Below are 15,204 nucleotides of genomic sequence, written 5' to 3' on the forward strand. Positions count from 1 at the left end.
ATATCGCTGATGCGCTGCCCAGCGTCGATCGCCTGAAGTGCCTCGGCACGGCCAACGCAATCCTCCCATTGTTGCGCAAGCGTTCATCAATATGAAGAAACGATCGTCTTTCCCGCCTACGAGGCCGCCGTCGTCGGCGGTGACGCCAGCCTCGCTTCTACCCGGCGGTTGCGCGCCGAACACGTCGAAGACGAGTGCTTTGCTGGTGAGGTGACTGAATTCTGCTAGCGATCGGCCATGGCGAGACGGTGGAGAATGCGGACGCCGTCGGTTTCATTCTGCGCGGCTTCTTCGAAGGCTTGCGGCGACACACATCGCTTTCGAACGCGAACAAATCCTGCTGCGGGTCGGAGTAGGCGACGGCCCCGCGCGCTTAGGTCTTATCTAAAGGGCGGTTGCGCCTCGGCCGCCGCAGCGCTGCTCCAGCCGGCTGACGCTGTCCACCGTGACACGGCGATTGTTCTCGATCCGGATCACGCCGTCCATTCTCAGTCTGGTCAGCTGGCGGCTCACAGTCTCGTTTGTAAGTCCAAGGAAATCAGAGATCTCGGCACGCGTCAGCGGCAGATCGAAGCACGCCGACCTGGCCGCCGGGCCAACACTGGAATCGATATTCCGGGCGATCATGAGGAGAAAGCTGGCCACCTTCTCCGGTGCGGTCTTGCGCCCCAGAGTCACCATCCATTCGCGTGCCTCGTCGAGTTCGTTCAGCGTCTGCTTGAGCAGGCGATGCTCAAGTTCCGGTGATTCCTTCATCATCCGGTCGATGGCCGCCCTCGGAAACGAGCACAGCGAGACAGCGGTTGCCGCTTCCGCATTGATCGCGCTTTTCACCTTGAAGGGCCGTCCCAGAAAATCCGGTGCGAACTGGAGGCCGACGATTTGCTGGCGGCCGTCCGAAAGGCTCTTCGTCAGCTTCACCACGCCTGAAAGCACGTTTGAATAGCTGTCGACGGCCTCGGCGTCGCCGATCAGTTCGACCCCCGGCTCGATCTTGTGCCGCGACGAAGTCTTGGCGAGCCGCGCCAAATCGTCTGGATCGAGCGCACCGCAGACGCCGCGGTGCCGTGCCTCGCAAGGTAGGCAAAGAACGGGAATGCCGGAACTATGAATATCTTGCCGTACTGTCATTCCATCGCTCTACCGATCCCAAGTGCCGGCAGGATAGCAATCGGCGGTAGAAAAATCGTTGCGGCAGTTTGTCCGTGCTGGAGGTTGACCGAAATCAGGGCTTTGGCTGTTCGACGCGTCCAGAGTTCCGGCGACTCAAAACACGGTGGACCACGACATGCGACCGGAATTAACTGCCAGACTTGGCGAGAACGTCCCCCGCTACACCAGTTACCCGACCGCGCCGCATTTCCATCCGGGCGTCGATGCGGCGGTCCAGAAAGGCTGGTTGGAGGCCCTCGAAGGCGGTGACGAGATATCGCTTTACCTGCATATTCCCTATTGTGACAGACTCTGCTGGTTCTGTGCGTGCCATACCAAGCAGACGCGCCACTATGAGCCGGTGACCGCTTATCTGCGCTCGCTACGCGCGGAGATCGGGACGGTTGCCGCCCTTATCAGCGGCAAGGTCTTCGTCCGCGCAATCCACTTCGGCGGCGGCTCGCCGACAATGCTGAAGCCTGAGGATATGGTGGCTCTAGGCGCGTTCATGCGGGACAGCTTCGATTTTGTTCCAAATACGAAAATCAGCATCGAGATCGATCCGAACGATATGGACGAGGCACGCCTTGATGCACTTGCCGAAATCGGCATGACGCGGGCGAGCCTCGGCGTGCAGGATTTCGATCCGAAAGTGCAAAAGGCGATCAACCGCGACCAAAGCTTTTTGCAGACCAAGGCAGTCGTCGACGGAGTTCGTTCCCGCGGCGTCGAGTCCGTCAATCTGGATCTGCTCTACGGCCTGCCGCATCAAACCAGCGAGAGCCTGTGTTCTACCGTCGCGCAGGCGCTCACCCTGGAACCGGACAGGATGGCGCTGTTCGGCTACGCTCACGTGCCCTGGTTCAAGAAACATCAGACGATGATCGACGAGGCCTGGCTCCCCGGTCCCACGGAGCGGTTCGCGCAATCGCAACTCGCCGCGCGGGCGATTTTGGACAAGGGATATGAAGCAATAGGCCTCGACCATTTCGCCAAGCCGGGCGATGCGCTGGCGGTGGCGGCCTCCACAGGGGCCCTGCATCGCAACTTCCAAGGCTACACAGCGGATCGCTGCGAGACGCTGATCGGTGTCGGTCCTTCGTCCATTAGCCGGTTTCGCCAGGGCTACCTGCAGAACAATCCTTCGACCGCTGAGTACGGACGTATGGTCGCCAATGGCGGGCTGGCCGCCGTCCGCGGCATCGCCTTTTCCGACGACGATCGCGTCCGTGGCTGGATCATCGAGCGGCTGATGTGCGATTTCGCCTTCTCGGCGATCGACCTGGTGGAGAGCTTCGGGGAAGCCGGCCAAAAGCTCCTTTTCAGGCAAGCTCAATCGCTCTTCGGGATCCTGCTCGACTGCTTGAACTCCAAGGCGACAGTTTCGTCGTGCTGGCGGAAAGCCGTCCCTTCGTGAGGAGCGTTGCGGCGAAGTTCGACAAATATCTCGAAAGTGGAACGGCCAGGCACTCGGTGGCAGTCTGAGCACCGCAGAGGAACGGTCACGGTTTTCAATCGATCGTGAACCGATTGCGCTACGTTTTGACCATTCACCGGCTACCGTCGCATTGCGGACCAGACGAAGGTCTTTGGCCATAAGCGTCCGGGCTGGCGCGAGGTCGAGGACGATAGCAACTATATGTTCCGCCTCCAACGGGGTGAGAGGAACTTCTTGTCTCTAGGGGAGCTGGAGTTGTGGGTTATCGCCGAATGGCCTGATCGCGCTGGTAGACTGCAACGTCTGCAGAACCTCAAGAGACGCCGTACCATCCATGCTTGGAAATCCGGCCCAAAACGATCTCCCAAGGGCTGCAAATGGCCGCTAAGACGCAAACTCGCATTTCCCGTCGACCACAGGGAGTGGCCGGCTGCCAAAGGATCGTCGAGGAACTCGGCGCGGGCGTCTCATGCGCCCGCCGGCCTTCCCGAGCATCGCCTCATGCAGCTAGTTGCCGGAAATCATTCGTCCCCCACAGCTCACGCTGCGCGAAATCGCCAACCGGCACGAGGCTTCATGACGGGCACCGCGCGGCGCAAGGAAATGGGCGCCTTCATCCGTCAAGAACCTCCTCGACCGGGCGAGGCGGAACGGCTTGCTCAGTCAGGCCTCGGTGCAAGGATCGAGAAGTGTTATGGCGCGAACGCAGTACCCATCGCGCATCTCAACCCTAGCCCGAATGGGCAAACAAATCGTAAACGCGGGAGCGCGCATTGATGGAAACCAGGATCATCGACAGCCGGGACGATTTTGCGCAATGGGCGATCGATCGGGCCAATGCGATCCTGACGGATGAGGGTTCGGAACTCGCCACCGCCGCGCGCAACGGAAACGAAGCCCAAATGGGTGAGGCGGCACAGGCGCTCGGCCAAGCGATCGTCGAGGCGCTGCTTGAGGCGTTCGACGGTCTCGTAGGCGACGAATAAGCCACTGGCTTGGCCTGCATGACTGGCTCGCCAACGGAAACGGCCGGTACGCGGGCTCACACATCGATCCAGCATCATGATTCCTGCGCAGGCTCGGGACAAGCGTTTCCGAGACCCTCGAACCGCCCTTCCCTCCGATTGCCATCATCCGGCGGCCCATCGGTCTCCGCGGGCGTCTTTTCGGCATCGAGTTTGGCCGAAGCAGCGACGCCAAGATCATCGGCCAGGCCGAGAATTTCCCGTCCCCAGCGCGGTCCGTCAGGCAGCGCAAATAACCGCCGGCGCTGTTGATCTGATCAGCGCGTTGATAGATCGCGGTCAACGTGATCGCGGCCTGTTGCTCGCCCTGCACCTCGCAGGCCTCCCGCCACGCGCTCGGGGTGATCCCAACATGGGCCGGACAAGCTCGGCCGCGGCCAGAAAATCCCGCCGGTAGCGAATTTCGTCGCCCGGGCGAGTTCCCGCATGCTCGGGCAGGCGGCCAGCAGGATCCCCATCGAAGCCGAAAGCCTGCTCGATCTCGCCTCCCCGACGCTACCTCGCATGTCTTTTGCCGTTGGGGGGTGTCCTGGCGAATGATCAGGCCGCATTCGACCAGAACCGCGAGATGACGGCGAAGGGTGGTCTGCGGCATGCCGTTGGCGCACCATCGGGTTGCCGACCATATAAGAGACGTAGCCCGGCACGACAGGCAGCACGCATGGCGAGAGGAACGAGATTGCACCGGCCGCCAGTGCTGTCAAAATGCCGATATTGGAATTTCAAACACCGTCTCAACCCTCCGGCTTTGCTCGCGCATCGGCGATGGAGCGTTGCAGCGTGGCAACATCGACCATCCCAGGGATCACTTCATCGCCGACCACCAACGCCGGCGTGCCGGTGATGTACAGATCGCCGGCGAGCGCGCCATTGCGCGCAATGGCGTCTGCGATGCCGGGTCTTCCATGTCCCGCTTGAGCTGCTCAACGTCGAGGCCCACATCTGCTGCGATGGTCAAGGTGGACCTTTCGTTGACGAGGTCGTGGAAACCCATGAGGGCACGGTGGAACGCCTCGTATTTTCCCTGTTTGTGGGAGGCGAGCGCCGCCACCGCGGCGAATTTGGAAGCTGGTCCCAGGATCGGAAACTCTTTGAACACAAGCTTCAGACTCCAATCCTCCTTGATGGCTTGCTGGATATTGAGGGCTGCGTTCCGGCAAGGTGGGCAGTTGTAATCAAAGAAGGTGACCAGAGCGACGTCGCCTTCCGGATTGCCAGCGGTTGGCGCAGCGGGGTCATTGAACAGTGCGTCGCGCCGCGCGGCAATGAGCATCTTCAATTCCGCCGCGAGCTGGCGTCGGTCTTCGAGCTGCTGCAGGTAGTCTATGACAACAGGATGATGTAGCGCCCCCAGCGCGGAAAAAAGGCAGGGCGAGGGCTAAAAGAGCGAACGAGACGACAAGGCCGGGGGTTGGCTTGGACATGGGGCGGTTTCCGATTAACAGTGAACAGCAGGGCAGCAACGGTGCCTTTGGCGTAAACCCGGGCATCGCTTTTGATCGCTTGCCCGGCACTTCCCGGAGTACGGGAAGTTGCGGGGCTCTCTCGGTGCCGATGCCAGCTGGCAATGCCTCTAGGACGGCTTCACGCCCTGCCCCCAATGGCTGAGCGGCGCTCGCGCGAGCTGGCCGGCCGCAACCGCCCTTCGCCGGGCCGGACGTCTTGATCCTCCACGTTCAAAGCGTCGAGGGGCCGCTCGCGACGGCCTTGGCCGATCGAACTTCATCCGGCTCGCCCCCCAGCGGGCGAGGACGAGCGAAGCCACCGCATTGCCAACGACATTCGTCAGCGCCTGGCATTCGAACATGAAGCGGTCGACGCCAAGGATCAGCGCCATGCCGGCGAGCGGGGCGGTCGGGATGACAAAGAGCGTTGCAGCCAAAGTGACGAAGCCTGCAGCGGTGATGCGAGTTGCTCCTTTCGAAGGGAGCATGGCGACGAGAAGCAGCAGGATCCGATCGCCAATCGAGAGATCGACGTTCGTCGCCTGGGCGATGAAGAGGGCCGCCAGCGTCATGTGGATATTGGTGCCGTCCAGGTTGAAGGGATATCCGGTCGGGCCGACGAGTCCCACGACGGAACGCTTGGCGCCGGCCTTCTCCATCTTCTCCATGATCGAGGGCAGCGCGGCCTCCGAGGAGGACGTTGCCAGGACAAGCAGCAGCTTTTCCTTGATGTAGCGAATGTGAGAAAAGATCGAGAACCCGTTGTAACGGCAGACCGCGCCGAGAACGCCGAACACGAAAAGGAAGGCGGTGAAATAGAACGTCCCGACCAGCATCGCGAGGTTAACGATCGACCCGATGCCATATTTGCCGGTGGTGAAGGCCATCGCGCCGAAAGCCCCGATCGGGGCGGCCTTCATCAGCAGGCTGACGAGCTTGAAAATGGGGGCGATCAGTGCCTGAAGGAAGCAAACGACAGGCTTGCCCGTCTCTCCTACCGTGGCCAGGGCGATGCCGAACAGAACCGAGAAGAACAGGACCTGCAGGATGTCGCCTTGCGCGAAGGCGCCGACGATCGTCGACGGGATGATGTTCATCAGGAAGCCGGTGACGGACTGCTCGTGGGCCTTCGCGGCATAGGTATTCACGGCCTGGACGTCGAGCGAGGCCGGATCGATGTTGAGGCCGGCGCCCGGCTGAACGACATTGGCGACGACAAGGCCGACGATAAGTGCGAGCCTCGAGAAGGTGAGGAAATGGACCATCGCCTTGCCGGCAACTCGGCCGACGTTCTGGAGATCGTTCATGCCGGCGATGCCGGTCGCAATTGTCAGGAAAACGACAGGCGCGATGATCATCTTGACAAGCTTGATGAAGGCATCACCGAGCGGCTTCGCGCTTTCGCCAATCCCCGGATAGAAATAGCCGAGTGCGACGCAAAGGGCGATGGCGGCAAGCACCTGCACATAGGGCTTGGCGTAGAAGGCCTTGCGAGGCGCCGCGTCCGCGCCGCGGACATGTGGAGCTAACACCATTTCTCTCCCCAACCGGATAGGGACCGGGCGCTTCGTCCCATCCCAGGCTTCTCGCATCGCGGCACTCCGGTCGAACGCAGCTGCCATGTCGTTCGCAAGCGCCGTGCCAAATTGCGGCGGCGCGAGACACGCGCCGGTCCTCACGCCGTGCTTGTGCGGATTTCTGCACACGCCGCTGGCGCGTGCCCTTATCGAGAGAAGGGCCGAGTGTCGGGGATTGGAGGTCGCTCTGGGCGTTACAGGCAGCCTGGCAGCGGCCAAGCGATTGCCGCTGCGACCCCGTATAGTCTGGCGCTACACAAAATGACGGAAGTCGACCGGCCGCGTCGCGACATAGGCCCCAAGCTGCGCTCCTGGCGCGCGATCGCTGTGCTGCCGCCGCACCGCGGTAGCGCCGCGCCAACCTTTGGGTGGGCGCAGTGGTTGTCGGTCGTGGACCTGCATGCGGTGATGGACATGGAGTTCTCGCGCCAGGTTGCCAACGGTCTTGTGATTTGTGCCGTAGCGTTGCCCGCGTCCTCAGGCCGTCTTGACCATGATGTATTGCTCTATGGATCGCCTCTGTCGTCGTGATGCTCCCATGCACAATCTGGCCCATCGCGCATCCCTGAATTCGGACCACGAGGATGCCCCATCAAAGTCGGATCAAACTCGGCTGGCCACGCTCTTTGTGCCGGTACCATAAGTCCGCAAGTACCCCGACAACGCCGTCAATGGGGGCCGACCCGGCTAACCGAAGATCCGCAGACGCAGTTCCAGTGCGAAAGACGCAGGCTAGACGGCCCTCTTGTTGCCCCACAGCAGAACGTGCAGCTGCGGCAGCACGCGGGCGTCGAACCACCTGTCGCCGGTTACCTTTTCAACCAGCCACTCCATGCGTTTCATTATTCCGTCCAGATCGACAGACGCGTCTTCGTTGCCAGGACGGGGCGGCGTGTGATTGCCGGGTTGCAGGTAAACCGGGAGGCGCGGAAATCGCTCCGCGGCGCCTTTCGCGTAGGCGTAGTCGCTCTCGTCGAAAACAACGAGCTTGAGCACGATCTGCGGCTTCTCTTGCGCCGCATCGACGCACGCCTCCAGAGTGGCCCAATCGGTCCTCATTTCGCTTGAAGGCGGCTTAGGGCTGAGGATCAGCACGTCAAGGTCGGCAAACCAGTCCCTGACCACCGAACCTTGGGTCTCGAGCGCAAAACGGTAACCTTCACCATGGCCTCGCTCGATGAGCGCACTAAACGGCTGAATGGCCGGATTGCCGCCTGACAGCGACACCATCATTGGCCGGCCACCGGAAAGCGTAACGACGGTTTGCCATACCGCGTCGATTGGCATCATCTCCCATTCATGGCGGAATTGATTGTCCACCGCATGGAGACTGTCGCACCAGGAACAGCGATAGTCACACCCGCCGGTTCTGATGAAGACCGTCGGCAAACCGATGAGCACGCCCTCGCCCTGGATCGTCGGCCCGAAAATCTCGCTCACGCGGATTGCGGGATGCGTATCGGTCATGGCCGGTATTCCGCCCAGGTTTTCGGCGTTTCGCTCACCCGCACGGCCGAGGTTTCGGGCAGGCGTGCCTTGCACCATAGATAAAAATGTCTGGCTAGGCATTCCGCGGTGACTTGCTCATGTCCGAGCACGTCGTTGAGATGTCGGTGGTCGAAGCTCTCGTCGATATAGCGTTTGAATGGCGCCAAATCGTGATAGTCGCGCACGAAACCGTTGTCGTTCAGTCCATTCGCTGAAAGCTCCACTTCGACGATGTAGTTATGCCCGTGCAGGCGCGCGCATTGGTGATCGGGCGGCAACGAGGTGAGCTGATGCGAGGCCGAGAAGTGGAATTCCTTGGTGATGCGGAACATTATGCGGTCCTCCTTCGCAGCGCATCGAGCCAGAAGTCGGGGTCCTCGTAGTCGGTGGGGTCCAGGTCCCCAGAGAGATGAAACGCCTCGCGCCGCTCGACGCAGGTCCCGCACCTCCCGCAGTGACGCTCGGCGCCCTTGTAGCAGGACCAGGTCTGTGCAAATGGCGTGCCGTATGTTGCTCCATCCCTAACGATGTCCGCCTTCGTGAGATTCACATAGGGCGCATAAAGGCGAACCTTCGCGTAGCCGTCGAGCGCGCGGTCTTGCATCATCTGGAAAGCGTCGATGAAGGCCGGACGGCAGTCGGGATAAATGAAATGATCCCCACCGTGCACGGCAGTCGCCACCGCTTCGACCTTGTGCGCGGCGGCGAGACCGAAGGCGGTGGCCAACATGATGGCGTTCCGGTTCGGCACTACCGTGACCTTCATCGTGTCTTCGGCGTAGTGCCCATCCGGCACATCCACACTATCGGTCAGCGCGGAGCCGGAAAGGCCGCGGCCGATTTGGCGGATGTCGATGCTGCGATGCGGGACGTTCAGGCGTTCAGCGCAAAGGGCGGCGAATCCCAATTCCTTCCGGTGCCGTTGGCCGTAATCGAAAGATAGGAGGCCGGCGAGCTCGTACTCCGCTGCCACCTTGTGAGCAAGAGTAACGGAGTCCAATCCGCCGGAGCAGATGACGAGAGTTTTCATCGTTGGGTCCTTGTTTTAACCGGGTAGGCTGCGACCGGAGATTTCTCTGCGCTCCTAGTACTTCAGGAAATCCATTTTGTGAAGTGAACGGGGGGACAAGTTTCATGCGCGGACGTGCCGCTGTGTGCAAGGCGCGCTCAGGCGGTGAGCCTATAGGGAACACGGACTAGAAACGGACGCTTCAGTGGATGTTCAAAGGCGAGCGTACCAGAATATGCTCTGAAGGAGGTCCCGGATCTTCGGAAAACAGGGTTCTCGACGCTTCGATCAAGCGCCCGGCGGTGCCGAGCTTCGAGGGACGCCATGCGAGGGTTTCATGTAAAAGACGGCCCGAGGATGGGCTTGCCGCAAAGAACGGATTTACCAGGTGGGATTTTTTCGCAGCCGCGCCGAAATGCAGATGTCTGGAATGATCGACATCAATTGTCGCGGCAACTTGGCTGGCCGGCTCTTCGGGTTCCGTAGATCCCGCGCATTCCGCTTCAGGATCGGTTCGAACCGGAGCACGCCCTCGGTCAGTGGCCAACCGGCAAACCCAAACTAAATGATCGGTCGTGAGCCGACATCGGTGAACAAGCCGTGTGCGTCGATTGCAATGACCCCTGTGTTACGTGCAGTTACCTTATGGCCGTGAATGAACTGGATTTGATGGTTTTCCAGATGGCGGTCGAAAGCGTCCGCTCTCTCTCCTTAAGCTTCGCTGAAAAAGCCGCGGAGATAGCCACCAGGAGCCGCGGTATCCTGCTTTTCGACGTACGGGTCGACGGTGACGCGGAGGTCCAGCGGGTCGCAGCCATCCGATATCTGGGCGACCAAACCGGCGTACTGGCGTTGGACAGACAGGGCCTTGTTACCCACCGTTGCATCGTCAATGGTACTTTCTCACATCTCATTGCGCCATTGGAAAACTGGAACAGCATGCCTTTGTCGATGCAGGCCAAGATCGATGCCAACGGCCATGCCAGTCTCTTCCTAGGGGCCTTGCGAAATGCCGGACATATGCTGGGCAGCTAGCATTTGGCTAGAACCATCTGTGGATTTTTGCATGCGGCATCGTTGCCGGCACTGCCGGCATGATTGTCGTGCTCGAAAACGGCTCCGGCGGCCTATTTTTTTGCAAAGTCGAATGTCCCGATTCCGAAGCCAAGGAAGACACCGACCACAGCGAAGAATAGTAACAACAGGGGCGACGCAAGCCGCCCTGCCCTTTTCAAGCAGGGAGGTGCTTCCGGTGCTCTCACCGACACGAGATCGCAAATGGCACGTGGGTGAGCATCAGAACTGGCGGCACCCATGGTGATCGGCTTTCCTCGCTGGAGGAAGCGCCTCGGGCGCCAGGCAGAGGCGGAAGCGACGGTCGAACACTGGCTGGCAGCTCGGGATCTGATCGAGGCGTAAGTCGGACAAGGAAACGTTGTGCCCTATGTCTACGTTAGAAGCGCGCCGGCAGCCTGGGCGGGGGGCTTGGGGTTAGACTGCCGGCGCACGCCACTCATGAAGAGCGGCCCCTTTTCGCGGTTCCGACACCCATAGTCAACCCGGCAGTGTCTGGGTGCCCGCTGTGCTCTTGTCAGAGCGGCGCGATGTCGGCCGTGTCGGCCGATCCTGCCCAACTTGGTGGGCCGCTCTCGTCGGCCAACCTGATGCTCCAGCCGGTATCGCGTTGCCGACCAGCATGAGTTCGCCGTTAGCAATCCTTCGTCACGAGCCGATGCTATCGTGCACGTGTCGCAGCACTCCGGGCGGCGATATCGCCTAAGAGCCTGACTCGGAACTCGGTTACGCACGACGCGGAGCTGCCATGCGGCGAAGCATGAGGCGGATCGACGCGATGAAGATCCACGCCTCGGCGCTGGCGATGGTCGCCTCGAAGTCCTTGGCGAGCCGGCGACAACGTCCCAGCCAGGCGAAAGTTCGCTCGACGACCCATCGTCGCGGCAGCACCTCAAAGCCTTTGGCCGTGTCGGAGCGCTTGATGATTTCGATGGTCCATGTGCCGAGATTGGCCAGAGCCTGCGTCAGCTTTTCTCCGGCATAGCCGCCGTCGGCGAACAGATGGCGCAACCAGGGGTAAAGCCGTCGAATGGAGGCGATGACGCCGACTGCCCCATCCCTGTCCTGGATGTCGGCCGTATGCACCGTCAGCCCGACCAAGTGCCCCTCGGTGTCGGTAATGATATGGCGCTTGCGGCCTTTGAGCTTCTTGCCGGCGTCGTAACCACGCAAACCGGCAACGTCCGTGGTCTTTGCCGATTGGCTGTCGATGACGCCGGCGCTCGGGCTCGCCTCGCGACCGAGGGCGAGGCGTGCCGCAGCCACCAAGTGGAAGTTGATGGTCTTCCACAGCCCGTTGTCCCGCCAGGCATAGAAATAGCGTTGAACCGTCGAAACCGGCGGGAACCGGTCCGGCAATGCCCGCCACTGGCAGCCCGTCCAGGCGATGTAGAGGAGCGCGTCCACGACCGCCCGAAGTTCTGTCGTCCGCGGTCGTCCCGTCGCCTTCGTTCCCGGCAGGAACGGCTCGATCAACTCCCATTCCTTGTCCATCAACGCGTTTGCATCCCGCTGCCCCGCGCGGCAATATCGCCGGCGGGTGGTCTCCGTCCAACCCATGTCGTGATCCCGTTCAAGTCTAGACAACTCAAGCGAATCACAACGGACGGGGCCACTCAACCGCTTCCACGCCCAATCCTGAGTTTCGGGTCAGGCTCTAAGACAGTATGAAGATGAAGCGTTCCAACTTCATATTCGGCGAACCCTTGTGCAATTCCTGACTCGGACAGTTGGACGAGAATCTCTTGGCGGTACTGCGCCAGAAGGCATTCGCGTCTCCCCGTTCTTCGTTTCCAGGACCCGGGCGCTCTTTTTTGACGTTCGACTATCCGTCGCAAATTACACATCACAAGGAGCGGATCTTCCACTCATTTGCAGATTATCCGACATCACGCGGCGTCCGATATGTCCGACTCTGCCTCAAGAATTCCCACAGGTATGGACAGTGATCTCGCTATCCGATCCCGATAACCCTTGTTGTACCTCAGACCCGACTCGATGTTTTGGATTTCCTCAGCGGCAAGCCCGCACGCCACTGCGAGGTCCTCGATCGAATATCCAAGGTGCTCACGATAAGCGCGGATGATGTGGGTCCCCTGCGACATAGCCGTCAAGACTGGCTCGGGACTGCGCGAATCCTTCATAGACACCTCCAAGAAGATAAGGAGCGCCTGATAGATCGGGAGATTTCCTCCCGGACCTGGCGCGCACCCAGCAAATCAAAAAAATGGACGTCGATTCGGCCGGACCGGCCTCATCCATAAAATGGGCCACCTGAAATGGACAGCCAGGTCGGAATATGGCGACTCACCTGCTTCTGATCAAGTTTCAAGAACCTGCCTGCCCTGAGATGGCCCGATCAACTGTACCGCATTCGTCCTGCGATCCCACGCGACTCATCCTCGCCGATGGCATTCTTGAACAGCACTCGAACTCCCCCTGCCTCCGCCTCCAGCACCGTCCACCCAGCCTAGCGGACGCTGATACCTTCGACCAATGTCCGCCGCCGATGCAGCGAAAAACGCGCTATGTTTGAATCACACATCGATTACCGCTGTTAACCAAATTTTTTAAGCCGCCGATGCTTATTCGCAAACTGAAAGGATGGGGCGGCCGAGGATACAGCCGAAAGGGCCGCGGGCTTCTGTGCTGACGTCGGCTTGAGCAAGCTCAATCCGGCTGCCCTGCGCAATTGCCCGACCTGCCGAAAAAAGGATGGCGATTGTTGGATTTCATCCGAGCTTCAGTTCTAGACACGTGTTGGCGCTTTCGGATGGACGAGCATCGCCACCTATAAAAACGTCACAGTCATTCGACGGTGACCGATTTTGCGAGATTGCGCGGCTGGTCGACATCCGTGCCCATGAAGAGCGCCGTGTGGTAGGCAAGAAGCTGTATCGGCAGCGAGAAAATCATCGGAGCGATAATCTCGTCGACGGCCGGCAGCACGATCGTGTGCATAGTGTCGAGTGTCGATGCGGCCGCCCCTTTTTCATCGGTGATGAGGATAATCCGCCCGCCACGGGCAGCCACTTCCTGCATGTTGGAGACGGTCTTTTCGAAAAAGCGATCATGTGGCGCGATAACGATAACTGGCATGTTCTCGTCTATCAATGCGATCGGACCGTGCTTCAACTCACCCGCCGCGTAGCCTTCGGCGTGGATGTACGAAATCTCCTTGAGCTTCAGCGCACCTTCCATCGCCAGCGGGAAACTGGTGCCGCGGCCAAGATACAGGACGTCACGACACTTTGACAGTTGACGCGAGAGGAACTCGATCTGTGGCTGGATGCTGTTGAGTACCTGCCCCATGACGCGCGGCACTTCGGCGAGGCTCCTGACGAGCGCCTGCACCTCGTCTTCGGTTACGGTTCCGCGGGCCCTGGCGGCGGCGATGGCGAGTGCGGCAAGAACGGCAAGCTGGCAGGTGAAAGCCTTGGTGGAGGCGACGCCGATCTCCGGTCCGGCAAGGATCGGGAAGACCGCATCGGCCTCCCGAGCGATGGTCGATTCGCGGGCATTGACGATGGCGCCAATTTTCAGCCCAAGCTCCCTGCAGTATCTCAGCGATGCCAGCGTATCGGCGGTTTCGCCGGACTGCGAAATGAAAAGAGCCGCCGACTGCGGCGACAACGGGATTTCGCGGTAACGGAATTCGGACGCAACGTCGATTTCAACCGGCAGGCGCGCATAGCGCTCGAACCAGTATTTTCCGATCAATCCGGCGAGATAGGCGGTGCCGCAGGCGGAGATCGCCAAGCTCGGGATTCTGGCGAAATCGATGCCAGAAACCATGTCGGCGCGATTCTCTATGATGTTGATATAGTGACCGAGCGCATGCGCGATGACCTCGGGCTGCTCGTAAATTTCCTTCTCCATGAAGTGGCGATGGTTGCCCTTGTTGGCGAGATCGGCCGCGGCCGTGGAGGTCTGTCGCGGACGCTCGACAGGATGGCCGTCGAAATCGAAGATATCGGCGCCCGTCTTACCGATTACGGCCCAGTCGCCGTCGATGAGATAGGTAATTTCATTGGTGAAGGGAGCAAGCGCGATCGCATCGGAGCCCAGGAACATCTCGCCGTCACCGTGACCGATCGCCAGCGGCGGTCCATTGCGCGCCGCCATGATGGTCGATGGATCATCCTCGAAGAGAATGGCAAGCGCGTAGGCGCCCCTGACGCGTTTCAACATGGCATGCATCGCCTCACCTCGCCCCATGCCCTCCCGGCGGTGTCTTGCCAAGAGATGCGCGACGACCTCGGTGTCGGTGTCGGTCTGGAACTCGGCTCCCTCCGCCGCCAATTCGTCCTTCAACTCGGCGAAATTCTCGATAATGCCGTTATGGACGACGGCCACACCATCGCTAAAGTGCGGATGCGCGTTGCGTTCAGTCGGTGCCCCATGGGTTGCCCAGCGCGTGTGGCCGATGCCGATGTTGCCGCTCAGCGGCTCTTCCTTCAGTCTCGTCTCGAGATTGACGAGCTTGCCCTCGGTGCGCCGGCGGTGCAAGGCGCCCTCGGTGATCGTCGCAACGCCGGCCGAGTCATAGCCGCGATATTCCAGACGCTTCAACGCGTCGACCAACCGCTCCGACACCGGCTGTTGCCCAGCAATGCCAACAATCCCGCACATGCTCGTCTCCGCATTCTTCCCGGCAGCTTCAGCCCACGTGAAACGACACCCACCCGGCCCGCTTTCATTCAGGATCTTGTAGTAGTATTTGGTAATATCGGTACAATTGATTGTAAGGATAGCTACCATCCACCCTATGGATAGACCAAGGCGCCGGGCCCTGATCTAAACTCCTCGTTGCGCCTGACACTCTCATGACCGAACGCAAGCTCACACCCGCGGCACTAAGCAACAACCTCGGTCGGCCGGCAATGCGCGGCCATCCCGGCTACGCACCTCCCCACACAACCGCCGACGCAGTCCTTTCCCTGAGGTTTACAATCCACTCGCGTCGGCAGATCGTTGAGGCGCGACGCGCGCTCTG

At 60.5% G+C, this 15,204-nt stretch carries 13 protein-coding genes and 3 pseudogenes; 4 read left to right on the forward strand and 12 right to left on the reverse strand.

The window, feature by feature from the left end:
- Positions 1-384: 384 nt before the first annotated feature.
- Positions 385-1,131, reverse strand: a complete 747-nt coding sequence (locus AC0V8S_RS37980) for a Crp/Fnr family transcriptional regulator (RefSeq protein WP_475438844.1) — start codon at positions 1,129-1,131, stop codon at positions 385-387.
- A gap of 157 nt (positions 1,132-1,288) precedes the next feature.
- On the opposite strand from AC0V8S_RS37980, the pseudogene hemN reads away from it, so the two are divergent.
- Positions 1,289-2,637, forward strand: a pseudogene (gene hemN / locus AC0V8S_RS37985) (oxygen-independent coproporphyrinogen III oxidase).
- 729 nt (positions 2,638-3,366) lie between these two features.
- Complete coding sequence (locus AC0V8S_RS37990) at positions 3,367-3,576, forward strand: hypothetical protein (protein ID WP_475438845.1); 210 nt, start codon at positions 3,367-3,369, stop codon at positions 3,574-3,576.
- 262 nt (positions 3,577-3,838) lie between these two features.
- On the opposite strand, the pseudogene repC reads toward AC0V8S_RS37990, so the two are convergent.
- The 4 genes and pseudogenes from repC to AC0V8S_RS38010 all read right to left on the reverse strand — a co-directional run.
- Positions 3,839-4,210: pseudogene (repC, locus tag AC0V8S_RS37995) on the reverse strand (replication initiation protein RepC); the annotation flags it as partial.
- A gap of 1 nt (position 4,211) precedes the next feature.
- A pseudogene (locus tag AC0V8S_RS38000) lies at positions 4,212-4,328 on the reverse strand (cytochrome c biogenesis protein CcdA); the annotation flags it as partial.
- 92 nt (positions 4,329-4,420) lie between these two features.
- Positions 4,421-4,888: a DsbA family protein gene (locus AC0V8S_RS38005; RefSeq protein ID WP_475438846.1), complete on the reverse strand. Its 468-nt coding sequence runs from the start codon at positions 4,886-4,888 to the stop codon at positions 4,421-4,423.
- A gap of 300 nt (positions 4,889-5,188) precedes the next feature.
- Positions 5,189-6,595 carry a dicarboxylate/amino acid:cation symporter gene (locus AC0V8S_RS38010; RefSeq protein WP_475438847.1) on the reverse strand — a complete coding sequence of 469 codons (1,407 nt, stop codon included), beginning with the start codon at positions 6,593-6,595 and terminating at the stop codon, positions 5,189-5,191.
- Positions 6,596-6,898: 303 nt separating this feature from the next.
- Here AC0V8S_RS38010 and AC0V8S_RS38015 point away from each other — a divergent pair, with 303 nt between their 5' ends.
- On the forward strand, positions 6,899-7,168 hold the full coding sequence (locus AC0V8S_RS38015; RefSeq protein WP_475438848.1) for a hypothetical protein: 270 nt from the start codon (positions 6,899-6,901) through the stop codon (positions 7,166-7,168).
- A 201-nt stretch (positions 7,169-7,369) separates the two neighbouring features.
- Here the strand turns inward: AC0V8S_RS38015 and queE are convergent, their stop codons facing one another.
- The 4 genes from queE to AC0V8S_RS38035 form a co-directional block, all read right to left on the reverse strand.
- The gene (queE, locus tag AC0V8S_RS38020; RefSeq protein ID WP_475438849.1) at positions 7,370-8,104 is read right to left on the reverse strand and encodes a 7-carboxy-7-deazaguanine synthase QueE; all 735 of its coding nucleotides are present in this window, start codon (positions 8,102-8,104) and stop codon (positions 7,370-7,372) included.
- Positions 8,101-8,457, reverse strand: coding sequence for a 6-carboxytetrahydropterin synthase QueD (queD, locus tag AC0V8S_RS38025; RefSeq protein ID WP_123169385.1), 357 nt, complete (start codon positions 8,455-8,457; stop codon positions 8,101-8,103). Before queD ends, queE begins: the two co-directional genes overlap by 4 nt.
- Positions 8,457-9,155, reverse strand: coding sequence for a 7-cyano-7-deazaguanine synthase QueC (gene queC / locus AC0V8S_RS38030; protein WP_475438850.1), 699 nt, complete (start codon positions 9,153-9,155; stop codon positions 8,457-8,459). The genes queD and queC overlap by 1 nt, the downstream gene beginning before the upstream one ends.
- Before the next feature lie 181 nt (positions 9,156-9,336).
- Entirely contained in the window at positions 9,337-9,681 is a 345-nt protein-coding gene (locus AC0V8S_RS38035) for a hypothetical protein (RefSeq protein ID WP_475438851.1), read from the reverse strand.
- Between the two features lie 98 nt (positions 9,682-9,779).
- Between AC0V8S_RS38035 and AC0V8S_RS38040 the strand changes: the two genes are divergently transcribed.
- A complete protein-coding gene (locus AC0V8S_RS38040) occupies positions 9,780-10,169 on the forward strand; it encodes a hypothetical protein (protein ID WP_475438852.1) in 390 nt (129 codons plus the stop codon).
- Between the two features lie 765 nt (positions 10,170-10,934).
- Here the strand turns inward: AC0V8S_RS38040 and AC0V8S_RS38045 are convergent.
- The 3 genes from AC0V8S_RS38045 to glmS form a co-directional block, all read right to left on the reverse strand.
- A complete protein-coding gene (locus tag AC0V8S_RS38045; RefSeq protein ID WP_475439174.1) occupies positions 10,935-11,768 on the reverse strand; it encodes an IS5 family transposase in 834 nt (277 codons plus the stop codon).
- A 329-nt stretch (positions 11,769-12,097) separates the two neighbouring features.
- On the reverse strand, positions 12,098-12,352 hold the full coding sequence (locus AC0V8S_RS38050; protein ID WP_183465667.1) for a helix-turn-helix domain-containing protein: 255 nt from the start codon (positions 12,350-12,352) through the stop codon (positions 12,098-12,100).
- A 664-nt stretch (positions 12,353-13,016) separates the two neighbouring features.
- Entirely contained in the window at positions 13,017-14,840 is a 1,824-nt protein-coding gene (gene glmS, locus AC0V8S_RS38055) for a glutamine--fructose-6-phosphate transaminase (isomerizing) (RefSeq protein WP_475438853.1), read from the reverse strand.
- Between the last annotated feature and the right edge of the window lie 364 nt (positions 14,841-15,204).

Source organism: Mesorhizobium oxytropidicola, from assembly GCF_056174625.1.

Coding starts and splice junctions, on each gene's coding strand:
- queC (WP_475438850.1), bottom strand. CDS start 9,155: ATGAAAACTCTCGTCATCTGCTCCGGCGGATTGGACTCCGTTACTCTT.
- AC0V8S_RS38015 (WP_475438848.1), top strand. CDS start 6,899: ATGACGGAAGTCGACCGGCCGCGTCGCGACATAGGCCCCAAGCTGCGC.
- AC0V8S_RS38010 (WP_475438847.1), bottom strand. CDS start 6,595: ATGGTGTTAGCTCCACATGTCCGCGGCGCGGACGCGGCGCCTCGCAAG.
- queE (WP_475438849.1), bottom strand. CDS start 8,104: ATGACCGATACGCATCCCGCAATCCGCGTGAGCGAGATTTTCGGGCCG.
- AC0V8S_RS37980 (WP_475438844.1), bottom strand. CDS start 1,131: ATGACAGTACGGCAAGATATTCATAGTTCCGGCATTCCCGTTCTTTGC.
- AC0V8S_RS38040 (WP_475438852.1), top strand. CDS start 9,780: ATGGCCGTGAATGAACTGGATTTGATGGTTTTCCAGATGGCGGTCGAA.
- AC0V8S_RS38050 (WP_183465667.1), bottom strand. CDS start 12,352: ATGAAGGATTCGCGCAGTCCCGAGCCAGTCTTGACGGCTATGTCGCAG.
- AC0V8S_RS38045 (WP_475439174.1), bottom strand. CDS start 11,768: ATGGGTTGGACGGAGACCACCCGCCGGCGATATTGCCGCGCGGGGCAG.
- AC0V8S_RS38005 (WP_475438846.1), bottom strand. CDS start 4,888: ATGCTCATTGCCGCGCGGCGCGACGCACTGTTCAATGACCCCGCTGCG.
- glmS (WP_475438853.1), bottom strand. CDS start 14,840: ATGTGCGGGATTGTTGGCATTGCTGGGCAACAGCCGGTGTCGGAGCGG.
- AC0V8S_RS37990 (WP_475438845.1), top strand. CDS start 3,367: ATGGAAACCAGGATCATCGACAGCCGGGACGATTTTGCGCAATGGGCG.
- queD (WP_123169385.1), bottom strand. CDS start 8,457: ATGTTCCGCATCACCAAGGAATTCCACTTCTCGGCCTCGCATCAGCTC.